Genomic DNA, 14,451 nt, shown 5'->3' on the forward strand with positions numbered 1-14,451 from the left:
CTTTCGAGATGTCACTGTCCGCCGAAGCGATCGCGACGCTGTCGCACGTGTCCACCGCCACCATCACCACGGTCCTGCTCAAGAAGGGCCTGCGCAACATCTGGATGCGCGGCACCAAGCCCCTGAAGCCCGGGCAGAAGCGGCTGGTCGGCCCGGCGTTCACGCTGCGCTTCGTGCCGGCCCGCGAGGATCTGGCGACGCCGGAATCCTGGTCGTCGCCGATCTCGACCCGCACTGCGATCGAGGCGATGCCGACGGGCTGCATCGCGGTGGTCGACGCCATGGGCATCACCGATGCCGGCATTTTCGGCGACATCCTCTGCGCGCGCATGGTCAAGCGCGGCGTGACGGCGCTGATCACCGACGGCGTGGTGCGCGACGTCGAGGGCGTGCTCGGCACCGGCCTGCCGGTGTGGTGCGACGGCTATGCTGCGCCGCCGTCGGTCGCGGGTCTGACCTTCGTCGGCTGGGGCGAACCGATCGGCTGCGGCGGCGTTGCCGTGTTTCCGAACGATGTGGTGGTGGCTGATCAGGACGGCGCGGTGCTGATCCCGCAGGCATTCCTTGATCACGTGCTGGCCGAAGGCCCTGAGCAGGAACGGATGGAAGCCTGGATCGTCAACGAGGTGAACAATGGCGCCCAGCTGCCCGGCCTGTATCCGATGAATGCCGAGACCAAGGCGCGCTACGCCGCGACCAAGAAATAACGTCAAGAGAGGGAGGTAACCCCATGGATATCCACGTTTCCGGCTCGCGGCCGACCCGCCGGGCGCCGAAGGAGCATTTCACCGGCAGCGTGCTGCAGGACCCGATCAACATGGCACCGGCGCCGGCCCGGCTGAACGCCTCGCGGGTGTCGTTCGAGCCCGGCGCGCGCACCGCCTGGCACACCCATCCGCTCGGGCAGACGCTCTACGTGATCTCGGGCATCGGCCGCGTGCAGGCCAAGGGCGGGCCGATCCGGGAGATCCGCCCCGGTGACGTGGTCTGGATTCCGCCGAACGAGAAGCATTGGCACGGCGCTTCCCCCGACAACAGCATGACCCACATCGCCATGCAGGAGGCGCTCGACGGCGTCTATTCGACCTGGATGGAGCACGTCACCGACGAGGAATACAACGGCAAGGTCGGCTGAGCCGTCGTTGCTGGTCACAAGAGGAAGGCCCCGCTCGATCGAGCGGGGCCTTCGCTTTTCCGACGCGGTCGATCAATTCACCCGCGTCCAGGTCTGGCCGCCGCAGAACATGCCGCCGAACGCGCAGCCCTGCACGCGCAGGGTGTCGGGGCTCTTCAGCGCGATGGTGGAATCGTAGGTGCTGCCGCTGTTCGGATCGAAGATGCGGCCGCTCCACTTGTCCTTGCCCGGCTTCATGTTGATCAAAACCTGCTCGCCATTGGCGTTCGACTTCTTGTCGACCGAGTAACCGCAGAGATTGGCGCCGCACTGCTCGATGCGAATCTTGCCTTCCTTCTCCTCGGTCAACCAGACGCCGAGCGGCGAGTTGGCTGCCTGCACGGGGTTCGCTGCAGGCTTGGGTGCAGGTGATGCGGCGCCGACCGTTGGCGGAGGGAGGGGACTTGCCGCCGGCGCTGCGCTTTGCTGCACAACAGGTGGCGTCGGTGGTGGTGGTGCGGTCACAGCCGAAGCCGGAGGTGGCGCGACGCTGGTGTTCGCGGGCTCTGTCGTTGCGCCTGTCGGCGCCGGCGCCGCGGGGGGTAGCGGCCTGATCAACCGCAGCCGGAGAGGGTGATGCAGCGGCCGCGGGTGCCGCGACGGGCGGGGACTGAGAATCCGTCCTGGCGTCATTCGGAGCCGTCTCGCGCTTCTGCTCGGCGTCCTTGTGCTTGGCGCGCTTGGTGCTGCGGCCGGTATTGTCGTAGACGCCGGGGATCGAAACCGTTCCACGATCCGGATCGATGCGGATGGTGCGGCCGCCGTAATCGAACGTGTATTGTGCCTGCGCTGTCACCGTGCTCGCCAGCACAAGCGTGGCGATCGCCAGAAGCTTCATCATCTCGATCTCCAGTGCAGGGAATCCAGTTCGCAAGGCTATTTGGTGGCCGCCTCGTTGAACGTGCCCCAGATCACGGTCAAAACATGAGTCGAGTCCTGAGAGCTTAGGTTCAAAGCATTGGATCGCGCTTCGGTTTCAGGCCGTGCGCATCAATTTTTGGGCACGCGGGTCTGACGCCGCAGGCTATTCGAACCACGCGGCGTAGATCTTCGCGTAGCTGCCGTCTTCGTGGGCGATGTGAAGCCACTGGTCGACGAACGCCTTCAAGGCGACGTCACGTTGCATCCAGTAGGCTTTCTCGGCGAAGTCGAACGGCTTGTCGGGATGCACGGCGCAGAGCACGCCGGGATGCAGCTTCTGCTGATAACGCGTCTCGGACGCATCGGTCATCATCAGGTCGGCATCGCCCTTGGCGATCTCGTCGAAGATTTTGGTGTTGTCGTTGAAGACGCGGATATCGGCGGTCTTCACATTGGCGCGCGCAAAACGCTCATTGGTGCCGCCGGGATTGACGATAACGCGGGTGCCCGGCTTGTCGATCTCGGCGAGCGTGTCGTACTTGCCTTTGTCCGCGCAGCGCGCGATCGGCGTCTTGCCCTCGCGCATGATCGGCGTCGAGAACAGGCCCTTCTTCTGCCGGTCGAAGGTGATGGAGACGCCGCCCATCGCGATGTCGAAATTGTCGGCCTCGAAATCCCTGGTCATCTGCGGCCAAGATGTCGGCACGAACTCGACCTTGACGCCGAGCGCCTTGCCGAGCGATTGCGCCATGTCGACGTCGAAGCCGCGAAACGCCTTGGTCTCCTTGTCGAGCGCGGTGAAGGGCAAATAGTCGCCGGTCATCCCGACGCGCAGCGTGCCGCGCTTGACGATCTCATCGAGCCGGGATGGCGCCTGCTGCGCATGTGCGGCGGAAAGAAGCAAAGCGAGAGCGAGGCCGGCCAACGCGCGAAACATCAAAGGTCTCCGTCAATTCCGATGACATGTCGTTGCGGAGCATTTAGACCAGATGGAACGATCGAGCCAGCATCGCGGGGACAAAAGTGACCATCTCGCTCCATGAAGCATCCGTCGGCGTCTATGTGCCGTATCTGCGCAATCTTTCCGCGCTGCTCGATCATGCCGAGGCGCACAGCAGGGCGCGCAAGTTCGATCCTGACGTGTTGCTCGGCATGCGGCTCGCGCCGAACATGTACAGCCTTCGCCAGCAGGTCGGGGAGGCGAACCGTCACGTTGTCCTGAGTTGCGCGTTGCTGGCGGGGCGCGCGCCGCTCGCCTTCGCAGAGGCGGAGCCGGACATTGCGGAGTTGAAAGCGCGGATTGCCGCCACGATTGATTTTGCGCAGGGCCTGCCACCGGAGGCGATCGACGCTGCCGCCGACAGGGATGTCGTCTTCACGTTCCGCAGCGGCGCGACCAGGCCATTCACCGGCAAGTCCCTGATCCTGACCTTCAGCGTTCCGCAGTTCTTCTTCCATGTCGCAACCGCCTACGACATCCTGCGCCATGCCGGCGTCGATCTCGCGAAGAAGGACTTTTTGGGACCGCCGAGGCCGCCGCAGGGTTAGGCTTCGTTGCTGTCCCGGCTCATCCGCAGGGCGGCAGCGGTGCGGCTGGCGATCTCATGCTTGAAATGCTCGAAGCGCCGCCGCGCTTCGGCCTCGCGATCGTCGACGAATTTGATCGCGGCGTCCCGGTCCATGGGACCGTTGACCATAGGGGCCGATCCTTCGCCGACGGTCTCGTCGACATAGTACTGAGCGCCGTCCTGGCGCACCGTCCAGCGGAAGCGCAGCGCGGCCATTGGGCCTGGTCCGGACTTGGAATAGCCGTTGGCCTCGATCGGTTGAGGCGGCTGGATCGGCTCCGGCTCCGGCGCGCTCGGCTCGGGTTCACTCTGCTCGGGCTCACTCGGCTCAGCCTGCGCGACCGGCTGAGACTGTTCGATCGGAGCGGGCTCCTCGATCGGTGCCGGCTCGACGGCAGCCGGTTCGGCGGGCGCGGTCTTGATGGATACGGTCTCGACGGTAACGACTTCGACCGACGAGGGCAGGGGCGGCGGCATCGCGATGGAGACCGGCAGCCCCTCGGTCGGCTCAGATGCCTTGTCCGTCGCCTTGTTGGGCGACGTGGCCTTCTCTGGAGGTGTCTTGGTCTGATCGAGAATGCTCGCGATCGCGGCAAGCGCATTGTCGGTCGGGTCGCTCACGGTTCGGTCTCCCAGGCACGACGCCGGCGGAATCGCGCCAACGCCCTTCCTATCTACCTGATCTGACTATCCTTTGTCAGCTAGGCGCTTCGTTTGATGGCGCTAGGCGCAGACCGGCGGCCGGCGGTCCTTCCAGGGACGAACCTGCTCGAGTTGGCCGGCCAGGCGGAACAGCAGCCCTTCCTCGCCGAGCTTGGCCGCGAACATCATGCCGAGCGGCAGCCCGGCCTTGTTCCAGGCCAGCGGCACCGACATCGCCGGCTGCCCGGACATGTTAAACATCGAGGTGCCCGGCATGTAGCGGCGCAGCACCGGCGCGATATGGGACAGATCCTCGGACATCGTGTTCAACTCGCCGAGGCGGAGCGGCGGCGCGCACAGCGTCGGGCTGAGGAAGATGTCGCAGTCCTCGAAGAAGGCCGCAAGCCCGCGCGAGACCTGGAATGCCGCAAGCTGCGCGGCGACATAGTCGGCCGGGACCATCTTGGCCGAGTTCTGGCCGCTCGCGAGCGTCAGCCGCTCGACATCGTCTGACGTCAGCGTACGTCCGACCCGCTGCTCGAGCAGGCGGATGGTCAGCGCCGTGTTGCCGCCGACGATCGTGGCCATGAGCGCGGCGGGATCGGCCGCAAGCGGCGGCGCGCGCTCCTCGACATGATGGCCGAGGCCAGCCAGCAGCTTGGCGGCGTCGCGGACCGCCGCTGATATCTCCGGATCAATGGCATCGCCATAGGGCGACTTGTCGGTGAAGCTGATGCGCAGCTGACCGGGGTCGCGGCCGACTTCCTGCGAGAACGGCCGTTCCGGCGGCGGCGCGACGTAGAGGCTCGATGGCTCCGGGCCGTGGATCGCATCCATCATGACCGCGCTGTCGCGCACGCTGATGCTGAGCACATGGCCGACCGAGAACCCGCCCCAGCCTTCGCCACGATCGGGACCGCAGGGGGTGCGGGCGCGCGTCGGCTTCATGCCGAACACGCCGCAGGCGGAGGCTGGAATCCGGATCGAGCCGCCGCCGTCGCTGGCATGCGCGACGGGCAGGATACGCGCCGCAACCGCAGCGCCGGCGCCGCCGGACGAACCGCCGGAGGAGTGCTCGAGATTCCAGGGATTGCGGGTCGGGCCGAACAGACGGGATTCCGTCGTCGGCATCAGACCGAATTCCGGGCTCGCGCTCTTGCCGAAGATCGCAAGACCGGCATCGAGGAAGCGCTGGGTCAGCGTCCCGTTGTGGTCTGCGACGAAATCTTTCAGCAGGCTGGCACCCGACGTGGTGCGGGTGCCCGCGAGCAGATCGAGATCCTTGAGCAGGAAGGGAACGCCGGTGAAGGGGCCGTCAGGCAATCCCTTGGCGATCTGGCGCTCGGCATAGTCGTAATGCTTGACGACGACCGCGTTGATCTTGGGGTCGATGGCCGCCGTGCGGGTGATCGCCTCGTCGAGCAGCTCCTTGGGCGTCACGTCCTTGTTGCGGACCAGCTCGGCGAGACCGACCGCGTCATAGTTGCCGAATTCCTTGAAGGCCATGTGAATGCTCCGCATCGCCGGGCCGATCTCGCGAGATCGGCCGCGGCGCAACTAGAGCACGATCCGGAAAAGTGTGAAGCGGCTTTTCCGAAAAGATCGTGCCCAAACAACAAACCAAAGCGCGATGACCTATCTCAGTCGCGCTTTTGGGAAGGCTGAAAGCTCAGCCGAGGACGTCCTGATTGATCACGTTCGCGCGCAGCGGATTGCCGTCCAGCACGCTCAGGATATTGCGCGCGGTCTGCTCGCTCATGCGATCGACGGCCTCGACGGTCACACCCGCGACGTGCGGTGCCATGATCACATTCGGCAGAGCGTGCAGGGGCTGGCCGACCGGCGGCGGCTCGACCTCGAACACGTCAAGGCCCGCGCCGGCGAGCTTGCCCGATACCAGCGCGTCGTGCAGTGCGTTCTCGTCCACGATGCCGCCGCGGGCCGTGTTGATGAGATAGGCGGTCGGCTTCATCAGGCGGATCCGAGCGGCGTTGAACAGACCGACGGTCTCGGGCGACTTCGGGCAGTGGATGGTGACGAAATCCGCCCGCGGCAGCGCCGCCTCAAGGCTCGGCACCGCCTCACAGCCGGCCGCGGTGACCTCGCTGGCGGGCTTGTAGGGATCGTAGACCAGCACGTTCATTTCCATCGCGAGGCAGCGCTTGGCGGTGCGGGTGCCGATGCGGCCGAAACCGACGATCAAGACCGTCTTGCCGTAGAGGTCGAACGGCAGCACGCCGAGCCGGCTGGCCCAAGTGCCGTCCTTCACCATCGTGTGCATTTCCTGCGCGCGCTTGGCCAGCGTCAGCATCATGAACAAGGCATGCTCTGCGACCGACGGCGAGTTCGCGGTGCCTGCGACCATCAGCGGCACCTTGCGGGCCGACAGCGCGGGCACGTCGACGGCGTCATAACCGACGCCGATCCGGGTCACCACCAGCATGCCCTTGGAGGCCTCGAGCTCTGCTTCGCCGAAGCGGGTCGCGCCAAGCGCGACGCCGTGGACCGGCGCATGCTGCTCCAGCATCGCCTGGAAGTCCTTGGCCGAGATCAGGTTGGGAAATTCGATGAGTTCGACGTCATCCCGCTCGTTGAGGAGCACCCGTGCCCCCGGAGACAGAGTCTGGGTGATGAAAATCTTCTTCTTGTTGGTGGCCATTTCCTGCCCTTGAGGTTTTTTGTGCGCCGTCAAAGGACGGCGCCGGTCACCTCGTTTAGCAAATGCATATTGTTGAGGTCCACTGCCAATCGGAGCGGGCTGCCATCCTGCGCGCCGGCATTGGGATTGACCCGGCCGCAGATCTGGCTGCCCTCGAGCGTGAAATAGACCAGGGTCTCCATCCCCATCGGTTCGGTGACGTCGAGTACCGCATCGAACGGCTCGATGCCCGGCTCGGCATGCGGCCGCGCCTCCATGACGTGCTCGGGCCGGATGCCCAGCAGCAGCTTGTCGGTGCGGGAGAGGGCCTGGTAGCGCGCGGCGCGCGCGGGCGGCAGCGTGAAGGCGAGGCGATCGGTCAGCCGCACGTTGAGCTTGCCGCCGACGTCCTCGAGCCGGCATGGCACGAAGTTCATCGCGGGCGAGCCGATGAAGCTTGCGACGAACCGGGTCGCCGGCTTGTGATAGAGCTCGTTGGGCGTGCCGATCTGCTCGATCCTGCCATGGTTCATCACCACGACGCGGTCGGCCAGCGTCATCGCCTCGACCTGATCGTGGGTGACGTAGACGGTCGTGGTGCGGACCTTCTGATGCACCTTCTTGATCTCGATCCGCATCTGCACGCGGAGCTTGGCGTCGAGGTTGGACAGCGGCTCGTCGAACAGGAACACCTTCGGATTGCGGACGATGGCGCGTCCCATCGCGACGCGCTGGCGCTGGCCGCCGGAGAGCTGCTTGGGCTTGCGGTCGATCAGGTCGGTGATGTCGAGCATGCGGGCGGCTTCCGTGACCCGGCTCGTGATCTCCGCCTTGGGATAGTGCTTGAGCCGGAGCCCGAACGACATGTTCTCGGCGACGGTCATATGCGGATACAGCGCATAGTTCTGGAACACCATCGCGATGTCGCGGTCCTTCGGCGGCACGTCGTTGACGACATCGCCGCCGATCATGATGTCGCCGTCGGAAATGTCCTCGAGGCCGGCAATCATCCGCAGCGTCGTCGACTTGCCGCAGCCGCTCGGGCCGACCAGCACCACGAACTCATGGTCGGCGATATCGAGGTCGATGCCGCGCACCGCCTCGACCTCGTCGTAACGCTTCACCACCTTGCGCAAACTGACGTCGGCCATGAATTCCTACCCTTGTCGCGTTCAACCCTTTGTCGCACCGGCGGTCAGGCCGGCAATGTAGTAGTCCATCAGGAAGGCATAGATGATCAGCGGCGGCGCGGCGCCGAGCAGGGCGCCGGTCATGATCTGTCCCCAGTTGAAGACGTCACCCTTGATCAGGGTGGTGATGATGCCGACCGGCAGCACGAGCTGGTCGGTCGAGGTGGTGAACACCAGCGGATAGAGGAACTGGGCCCAGGAGACGGTGAAGGCGAAGATCGTCGCCGCGATCAGGCCGGGCAGGGCGACCGGGATGAAGATCCGGGTCAGCGTCTGGAACCAGCTCGCACCATCGATGATCGCGGCTTCGTCGAGCTCCTTCGGGATCGAGGCGAAATAGCCGATCATGATCCAGGTGCAGAACGGCACGGTGAGCGTCGGGTAGATGAACAGCAGCACGTACCAGCGATTGACGAGCTGGATGCCGGTCCAGTCGCCGAACACGGCGAACATCTTGAACAGCGGGATGAACAGCAGGCTGTCCGGGATGAGATAGGTGAGGAACACGCCGGTCGCGAGCGTCGCCGAGCCCCAGAATTTCATCCGCGCCAGTGCAAAGGCGGCCGGCACGCTGATCAGCATCGTGATGGTGACCACGATGATCGAGACCCAGGCCGAATTCCAGAAGAAGCGCAGGAACTGGTTCGAGGTCAGCAGCTCGACGTAATTGCCGAGTGTCGGATGATAGACCCACCAGGGGTTGGTCGCCGCCGAGATCTCGGCGCTGCTTTTCAGCGACGTGATCAGCATGTAGAGCGGCGGCGTCAGCGAGAAGATCGCAAACAGGATCAGGAAGAAATAGGACCAGCGCAGCGCCCAGGTCCGGTCGCGGCTCATGCTGCCGTATTTGACCTTGCGGGTCGGTCCCGACTTGTCGATCGTCACCGTGCTCATCAGGATTCGTTCCCGCGTTTGGTGATATCGCGCAGGATGAAGATCGCCGCGACCGCGAGGATCGGCACCATGAACAGCGAGACGCTGGCGCCGAGCGGAATGTCGCTGCCCTCGATGCCGACGCGGAACGCCCAGGTCGCGAAGATGTGGGTGTGGTCGAGCGGCCCGCCCGCGGTCAGGATGCGCACGATGTCGAAATTGGCGAAGGTCACGATCAGCGAGAACAGCGTCGTGATCGCGATGATATTGCGCATCATCGGCAGCGTCACGTACCAGATCCGCTGCCACCAATTGGCGCCGTCGATCGCGGCCGCCTCATAAAGCTGCTCGGGCACCGATTTCAGCGCCGCCAGATACATGATCATGAAGAACGGCGCGCCGTACCAGACGTTGACCAGGATCACCGAGAAACGCGCCCACATCGCGTCGCCGGTCCATGGGATCGGACCGATGCCGAAGAACGAAAGCGTGTAGTTGAAGGCGCTGTAGGACGGGTCGAACAGCCACAGCCAGGCCAGCGTGCTCATGGCCGGCGGGATCACCCACGGCACCAGCAGCATGCCGCGCCACTTGCGTTGCTTGTTGGCGGGGACGTTGTGCACGAAATGCGCAACGATGAAGCCAATCAGGGCTTTGAAAATCACCGCCGAGATCGCGAAAATGCAGGACTGCTTGACCACCAGCCAGAACGTTTCGCGCTTGAACAGGAACTCGAAATTGCCGAAACCGACAAACTTCGTCATCGCCTTGTTCAACGTCGCCAGATGTAGCGAATAGATTGCCGGATAGATCACCAGGATCGCGATCAGGAGGATCAACGGCAGCGTCATCAGGAACGCCGACATTGATTTGCGCCGCAGCGCGTTGCGTAGGCCGGCACGCCTTCGCCCTGACTGGGCCGCCGCGGTGCGGTTGGGCTGGAATGCGACATCAACCATAACGCAGGTCCCTCGCGCGGGTTGGTTGCACAGCTCGCCGGTTCGGCGGCCGGTCAGTGAAGACGAGAGCTCGCGCGGCCAGGGGCGGTCGCGCGAGAGCTCGCCGGTCGTCAGCTTCGCATGAAGCCTTCACACTCGCCCTCGGCCCAGGCAAGCGTCTTTTCCATGGCCTCACCCTGGTAGTACCGCAGGCACATCTTGGTCAGCGTGGCCTGGAAGTAGATCTGCTGGGCGACCTTGGGCGGCGCGGGCGAGGCCGCGATCGATAGCGTCTGGTGCTTGTAGGGGTTCGGGTAGTGGTAGAGCGTGCCCTTCGGCGGCCCTTCCTCAGCCCACACCTTCAATGTCGTGAGCTTCTCGTAGGCCGGCAGGTCATAGCCGCCGCTCGCGACCACCATCTTCTCGATCGATGCGGGTTGCGACAGGAACGACAGCAGGCTCTTGGCCGCTTCCTTGTTCTTCGAGAACGACCAAATCGACCAGAAGAACGGCAGATAGGGCGCGAAGCGTCCCTTTGGTCCGGCCGGGAAGCCGTGCGTCCAGCATTGCTCCGCGACCTGCGGGGCATCGCGCTTGGCGACCGCCCAGGCGCTCGGCGGGTTCATGATCATCGCGCCCTTGCCCGCCACCAGCCACTTGTTGTTGGAGGCATCGTCCCATGCGGAGACATCGGGCGGCAGGAAGGCGAGCAGCTTCTTGTAGTAGTCGAGCGACTGGCGCACCGCGTCGGTCTTGACCGTGAGGTTGCCCTTGGCATCGACCAGCTGCGCGCCGAACGACTGGAAGATCGCGCCGGCGGTGTCGACACTGTCGCTGGTCTCGCCGAGGCCGATGCCGAATGGGAATCCGGCCTTGTGACAGGCTTCGGCCGCCTTGAGGAACGTGTCGAGGGTCCAGTTATCAGCCTTCGGCGGGCTTCCGGCCGGATACATCTCCTGGACGTCGATGTTGGCGTATTTCTTCATCAGGTCGATGCGCGAGCAGGGGCCCTTGATCTGGCTGCCGACGCTGGCGGGAACACCGAGCCATTTGCCGTCGGCCTGGCCCAGATACTTCACCGTGCCGTTGACCTCGCCGTTCAGCTTGATCAGCGGGTCCATAATGTCGTTCACCGGCTCGAGCAGCTCGGCATTGGCCTGCGGCCACCATGTCGGCATCTGGAAGATATCGTGACCGGACTTCGCCTGCGCCTCGGCGGCGATGGTGACGATGTTCTTGTTGCCCTGGCTGGTGATGTAGTCGAGCTGGACCTCGACCTTTTCCTTGGCGGCCCATTCATTGACCAGCTCGGTGGAGGCACTGTTCGCGCCCGGCACCCAGTGATCCCAGAAGCCCATCGAGAGCTTGCCGGCTGCGTAGGCGCCACGCACGTAGGGGGCTGTGATGAGCGCCGCCGATGACAGCGCTGTCGCTGCAACGAATTCTCGGCGCGAAAGCTTCTTCCGTGACATGGCATTCCCTCCCTGGTAGCCGACGGACAAAAGACTTTTTGAATCCCGTTGTTGTTTTTGTGCGTCGCGTTCGCGCGACGTCGTGGGATTTCGTTCACACCGATCAGAACAGAATTGCCGGCGGCTGTCGAGAAACGAGATGCCTGTGCCACGTAGTACTAACGTTGTGGTCAAATCGCGGGCAGCGTCATCGGCGTCACCGCGATTGCCGGCGGTTTGCGGCGCTTCTTGCAATCATGCTGCGACGCACGCGAAGGTTGGCGCAGCCGTGATCGTAGACGGTGCGCGGTTGAGCCGCAGCTTTCCGGTCAAGCCTGACCGATCCGTGTTCCGTCATGTTGATGCCCAGCCCGACCAATAGACTTGCCGAAGGCGGAGACGATAAAGTCGGATTCGTCGAGCCTAACCCCCGCTTTCATTCTGCAATCCACCATCGATCACGGAGACCCGATCATGCTCATCCCGGTAGCGAAGCTGCGAGCGCGATGGAGATTGTGCGCCGCGGTTGGGGCCGCCACCGTCACGCTGCTTGCAGTGCCCCATATGGTCGATGCGCAGATCGTGCAGGGCGTCGAAAATGGCGCGCGCGAAGGCAACAAGGCTGCGGGACCGGTTGGCGGGGTTCTGGGCGGAGCCATCGGCGGCGTCGTCGGGGTTGTGACGGGCGTAACCGGGGTGTTGACGGGCAACAATGCCAACGGCAACCCCAATGCCGGCAACGGCAAGAACGCACAGGCTCCGGCGGCCGGTGACAAGCAGGGCGCCAAGGCCGCCAAATCGGCCAAGGCGGCCGCCAAGGACAAGGGCGCCAAGCAAGCGCCGACGGTGCTGACCCAGGCCGGCGCACCGCAGCTCACGGCCGAACAGATCGTCGCCAACAGCGACGCCAACATCGAGCGGATCAAGAAGGAACTCAACCTGACGCCGGAGCAGGAGAAGAATTGGGCCGGCTTCAACAGTGCGATGCACTATCTCGGGCACAATGGCGCCGACCGGCTCAACCTGCGCATTGCACGCGCGCAGCGCGATCCGCCCGACGACATCATCGAGCAGATGCGCAACGAGGCCCAGTTCCTCAATGATCGCGCCGTCGATCAGCGCGGCGTCGCCGACGCGGCCGAGCCGCTTTATGCCAGTCTCGACGACAAGCAGAAACAAATCTTCATCAATGAAATGGTCCGCCTCAGCCACGAGCGCGGGCTCGACTGAGGACTTTTCGCCCGCAAAGTGGGGACGAATAGCCGGGCCACCATGCCCTGGGGTAGGTTAAAGGCGCAGCACCCGGCTATTCTGCCGCAGCGGCGCGGCCCGGTTAATTCGTCATTCAATGTTGAAGAAAAACGGACCGGATCACGCCCGAGTGATGGCCGAGTCTGGGCCTTGTCGGGAACCGATTTCGCGATGGGAAATATTGGCCGACGCTTGCATCGGCCATTTGTCGAGCAAGGTAATCCGGCAAAGGCCGCTTGAGCTCTTCCGATTCAGCTCTTGGGGAAGTTCAGCTCCACGCCGACGCCGTCGGGATCGTAGAGGAATATCTGGGTGTCGCCGGTGCGCGGCACGATCTGCTCACGGAAGGCGACGTTCTTCGACTGCAGGCGTTTGCGCACGGCGTCGACATCGGTGGCGGCAAAGGCGATATGGTCGAGCCGGCCGGTGTCCTCATATTTCTTCTCGGTGCCGCGCACGACGATGCCGTCGCACGGCTTGCGGGTGCCCATTAAATGAACAGTGGCCTGGCCGCCGGAATAGAGCCAGTAACCGGGGAAATCGAGCGGCGGACGGTCGCCATTTTCGAGGCCCAGCACATCGCAATAGAACTCCTTGGTCTTCTCCAAATCCTGCGGTTCGATGGTGAAATGCTGCAGTCCGCCCAACGGCATGGTTCTTCTCCTTGAGAGTTCAGGCGAAGCTGAGATCCGCCTCGACGCCAAGCATCCAGGCGCCGATGGTCTCGAGCGAGCCGTCCACGGCATAGACCGGGCAGTGCTATGAACGCCGAACGCCATCCCACCGAAACGAGGGGGCGAAGACCCATCGTTTCGGCGGCCGATTTGGCTCATGGTTGAAGGAAGAGCTTCGCTTCGCCTGTTTCGGGATCGTAGGGATAGGAGACATGCTGATGGATGAGCTTCCAGCCATCCGCCTGGCGTTGAAAGATGCGCGTGCCGCGTGACCAGCTCTCGAACTCGTCCTGGCCCGGTTGCTTCGCCCGCATTCGGTTGACACCCCAGGTCACGGCGATGTCGTCCCGGACGATGATCTGGAGGTCGGGAATGCACCAACTGAACTCGCCGGCCATCGCCTCAAACCCGCGGCGGCAGACTTCGCGCACTGCCGCCGCCCCATGATACTGCAGGGGCGCATCGTGCTCGAATGAGACGATATCATCGTCGATTTTCGTCATGACGGCATCGAGGTCTTTCTTGGCTGCTGCCGCAAGCCACTCCTCGAACTCCTTGCGCACTTCATCTTCGGCATTCGCCATCGTGGTATCTCCTTTTCGTATGGACAGGTTTCAGGCGAGGTGGACTTCCAGCTTGCGGAAGCACTCGGCCCACCCTTCGGCGTTGCCGTCGCGCATATCCTTCGAGGTGTAGCCGGACTGCTGGAACGCCATGTGCGTCTTGCCGCCCTTCTCCGCGAAATTGACGGTCACCGTGGTCTTCGGACCGCTCTTGCCGTTGCTGCGCTGGGTGAGGGTAAATTCGAGCCGATCGGGCGCGCGCACGTCGATGAACTCGCCGAACTCCTCGTGGACATCGCCGGCGTCCGAGCGGAACGTCACCTGCCACTGCCCGCCGGGCTTCGCATCGACATCACAGCCAAGCACCGTGAAGCCGTCCGGAGCGAACCACGCTGCGACATCCTCGGCCTTGGTCCAGTTTGCGAACACAAGTTCCCGAGGCGCGTCGAACACGCGCTCAATCGAGATCTTGGAATCGGCGACATCGGTTTCGCGAGCTAAGGTCACATCATTCTCCTTCATGAGATCAGCCAATACTTCATCGAGGCGGTCGAACCGCTCGTTCCAGAACTGACATTGGCTGCTCAGCCAGCGATCGATGGCCTCGAAGGACCAAGTCGGATGGTGA

At 63.9% G+C, this 14,451-nt stretch carries 15 protein-coding genes and 1 pseudogene; 4 read left to right on the plus strand and 12 right to left on the minus strand.

Going from position 1 to position 14,451, the window contains the following annotated elements:
• Positions 1-8 precede the first annotated feature (8 nt).
• Both AC628_RS30640 and AC628_RS30645 read left to right on the plus strand, forming a co-directional pair.
• A complete protein-coding gene (locus AC628_RS30640; RefSeq protein WP_074130519.1) occupies positions 9-707 on the plus strand; it encodes a ribonuclease activity regulator RraA in 699 nt (232 codons plus the stop codon).
• Between the two features lie 23 nt (positions 708-730).
• The gene (locus AC628_RS30645) at positions 731-1,135 is read left to right on the plus strand and encodes a (R)-mandelonitrile lyase (protein WP_074130520.1); all 405 of its coding nucleotides are present in this window, start codon (positions 731-733) and stop codon (positions 1,133-1,135) included.
• 72 nt (positions 1,136-1,207) lie between these two features.
• Here the strand turns inward: AC628_RS30645 and AC628_RS30650 are convergent.
• Both AC628_RS30650 and AC628_RS30655 read right to left on the minus strand, forming a co-directional pair.
• Positions 1,208-2,015, minus strand: a pseudogene (locus AC628_RS30650) (DUF2147 domain-containing protein).
• Between the two features lie 183 nt (positions 2,016-2,198).
• Positions 2,199-2,972: a transporter substrate-binding domain-containing protein gene (locus AC628_RS30655; RefSeq protein WP_074130521.1), complete on the minus strand. Its 774-nt coding sequence runs from the start codon at positions 2,970-2,972 to the stop codon at positions 2,199-2,201.
• A gap of 86 nt (positions 2,973-3,058) precedes the next feature.
• Here AC628_RS30655 and AC628_RS30660 point away from each other — a divergent pair, with 86 nt between their 5' ends.
• Complete coding sequence (locus AC628_RS30660; RefSeq protein ID WP_074130522.1) at positions 3,059-3,583, plus strand: DUF1993 domain-containing protein; 525 nt, start codon at positions 3,059-3,061, stop codon at positions 3,581-3,583.
• Here the strand turns inward: AC628_RS30660 and AC628_RS30665 are convergent.
• The 7 genes from AC628_RS30665 to AC628_RS30695 form a co-directional block, all read right to left on the minus strand.
• Positions 3,580-4,224, minus strand: a complete 645-nt coding sequence (locus AC628_RS30665) for a hypothetical protein (RefSeq protein WP_083633208.1) — start codon at positions 4,222-4,224, stop codon at positions 3,580-3,582. The two genes, AC628_RS30660 and AC628_RS30665, sit on opposite strands and share 4 nt — an antisense overlap.
• A 102-nt stretch (positions 4,225-4,326) precedes the next feature.
• The gene (locus AC628_RS30670) at positions 4,327-5,751 is read right to left on the minus strand and encodes an amidase (protein ID WP_074130523.1); all 1,425 of its coding nucleotides are present in this window, start codon (positions 5,749-5,751) and stop codon (positions 4,327-4,329) included.
• A gap of 163 nt (positions 5,752-5,914) precedes the next feature.
• Complete coding sequence (locus AC628_RS30675) at positions 5,915-6,904, minus strand: hydroxyacid dehydrogenase (protein WP_074130524.1); 990 nt, start codon at positions 6,902-6,904, stop codon at positions 5,915-5,917.
• A gap of 29 nt (positions 6,905-6,933) precedes the next feature.
• Positions 6,934-8,034, minus strand: coding sequence for an ABC transporter ATP-binding protein (locus AC628_RS30680; RefSeq protein ID WP_074130525.1), 1,101 nt, complete (start codon positions 8,032-8,034; stop codon positions 6,934-6,936).
• A 21-nt stretch (positions 8,035-8,055) separates the two neighbouring features.
• Positions 8,056-8,967 carry a carbohydrate ABC transporter permease gene (locus AC628_RS30685; protein ID WP_074130526.1) on the minus strand — a complete coding sequence of 304 codons (912 nt, stop codon included), beginning with the start codon at positions 8,965-8,967 and terminating at the stop codon, positions 8,056-8,058.
• Positions 8,967-9,905 carry a carbohydrate ABC transporter permease gene (locus AC628_RS30690; RefSeq protein WP_074130527.1) on the minus strand — a complete coding sequence of 313 codons (939 nt, stop codon included), beginning with the start codon at positions 9,903-9,905 and terminating at the stop codon, positions 8,967-8,969. The genes AC628_RS30685 and AC628_RS30690 overlap by 1 nt, the downstream gene beginning before the upstream one ends.
• A gap of 110 nt (positions 9,906-10,015) precedes the next feature.
• Positions 10,016-11,356 (minus strand): ABC transporter substrate-binding protein, encoded by a 1,341-nt coding sequence (locus AC628_RS30695; protein ID WP_074130528.1) that lies wholly within the window; start codon positions 11,354-11,356, stop codon positions 10,016-10,018.
• 453 nt (positions 11,357-11,809) lie between these two features.
• On the opposite strand from AC628_RS30695, the gene AC628_RS30700 reads away from it, so the two are divergent.
• The gene (locus AC628_RS30700; RefSeq protein WP_074130529.1) at positions 11,810-12,565 is read left to right on the plus strand and encodes a Spy/CpxP family protein refolding chaperone; all 756 of its coding nucleotides are present in this window, start codon (positions 11,810-11,812) and stop codon (positions 12,563-12,565) included.
• 272 nt (positions 12,566-12,837) lie between these two features.
• On the opposite strand, the gene AC628_RS30705 is transcribed toward AC628_RS30700, so the two are convergent.
• The 3 genes from AC628_RS30705 to AC628_RS30715 form a co-directional block, all read right to left on the minus strand.
• Positions 12,838-13,239: a VOC family protein gene (locus AC628_RS30705; RefSeq protein ID WP_074130530.1), complete on the minus strand. Its 402-nt coding sequence runs from the start codon at positions 13,237-13,239 to the stop codon at positions 12,838-12,840.
• Positions 13,240-13,415: 176 nt separating this feature from the next.
• A complete protein-coding gene (locus tag AC628_RS30710) occupies positions 13,416-13,844 on the minus strand; it encodes a YybH family protein (protein WP_074130531.1) in 429 nt (142 codons plus the stop codon).
• A 30-nt stretch (positions 13,845-13,874) separates the two neighbouring features.
• The coding region (locus AC628_RS30715) for an SRPBCC family protein (protein WP_083633211.1) at positions 13,875-14,451 on the minus strand (577 nt) is incomplete at its 5' end.

This window comes from Bradyrhizobium sp. NAS96.2 (assembly GCF_001908235.1).
In the GTDB taxonomy this organism is placed as follows: Bacteria; Pseudomonadota; Alphaproteobacteria; order Rhizobiales; family Xanthobacteraceae; genus Bradyrhizobium.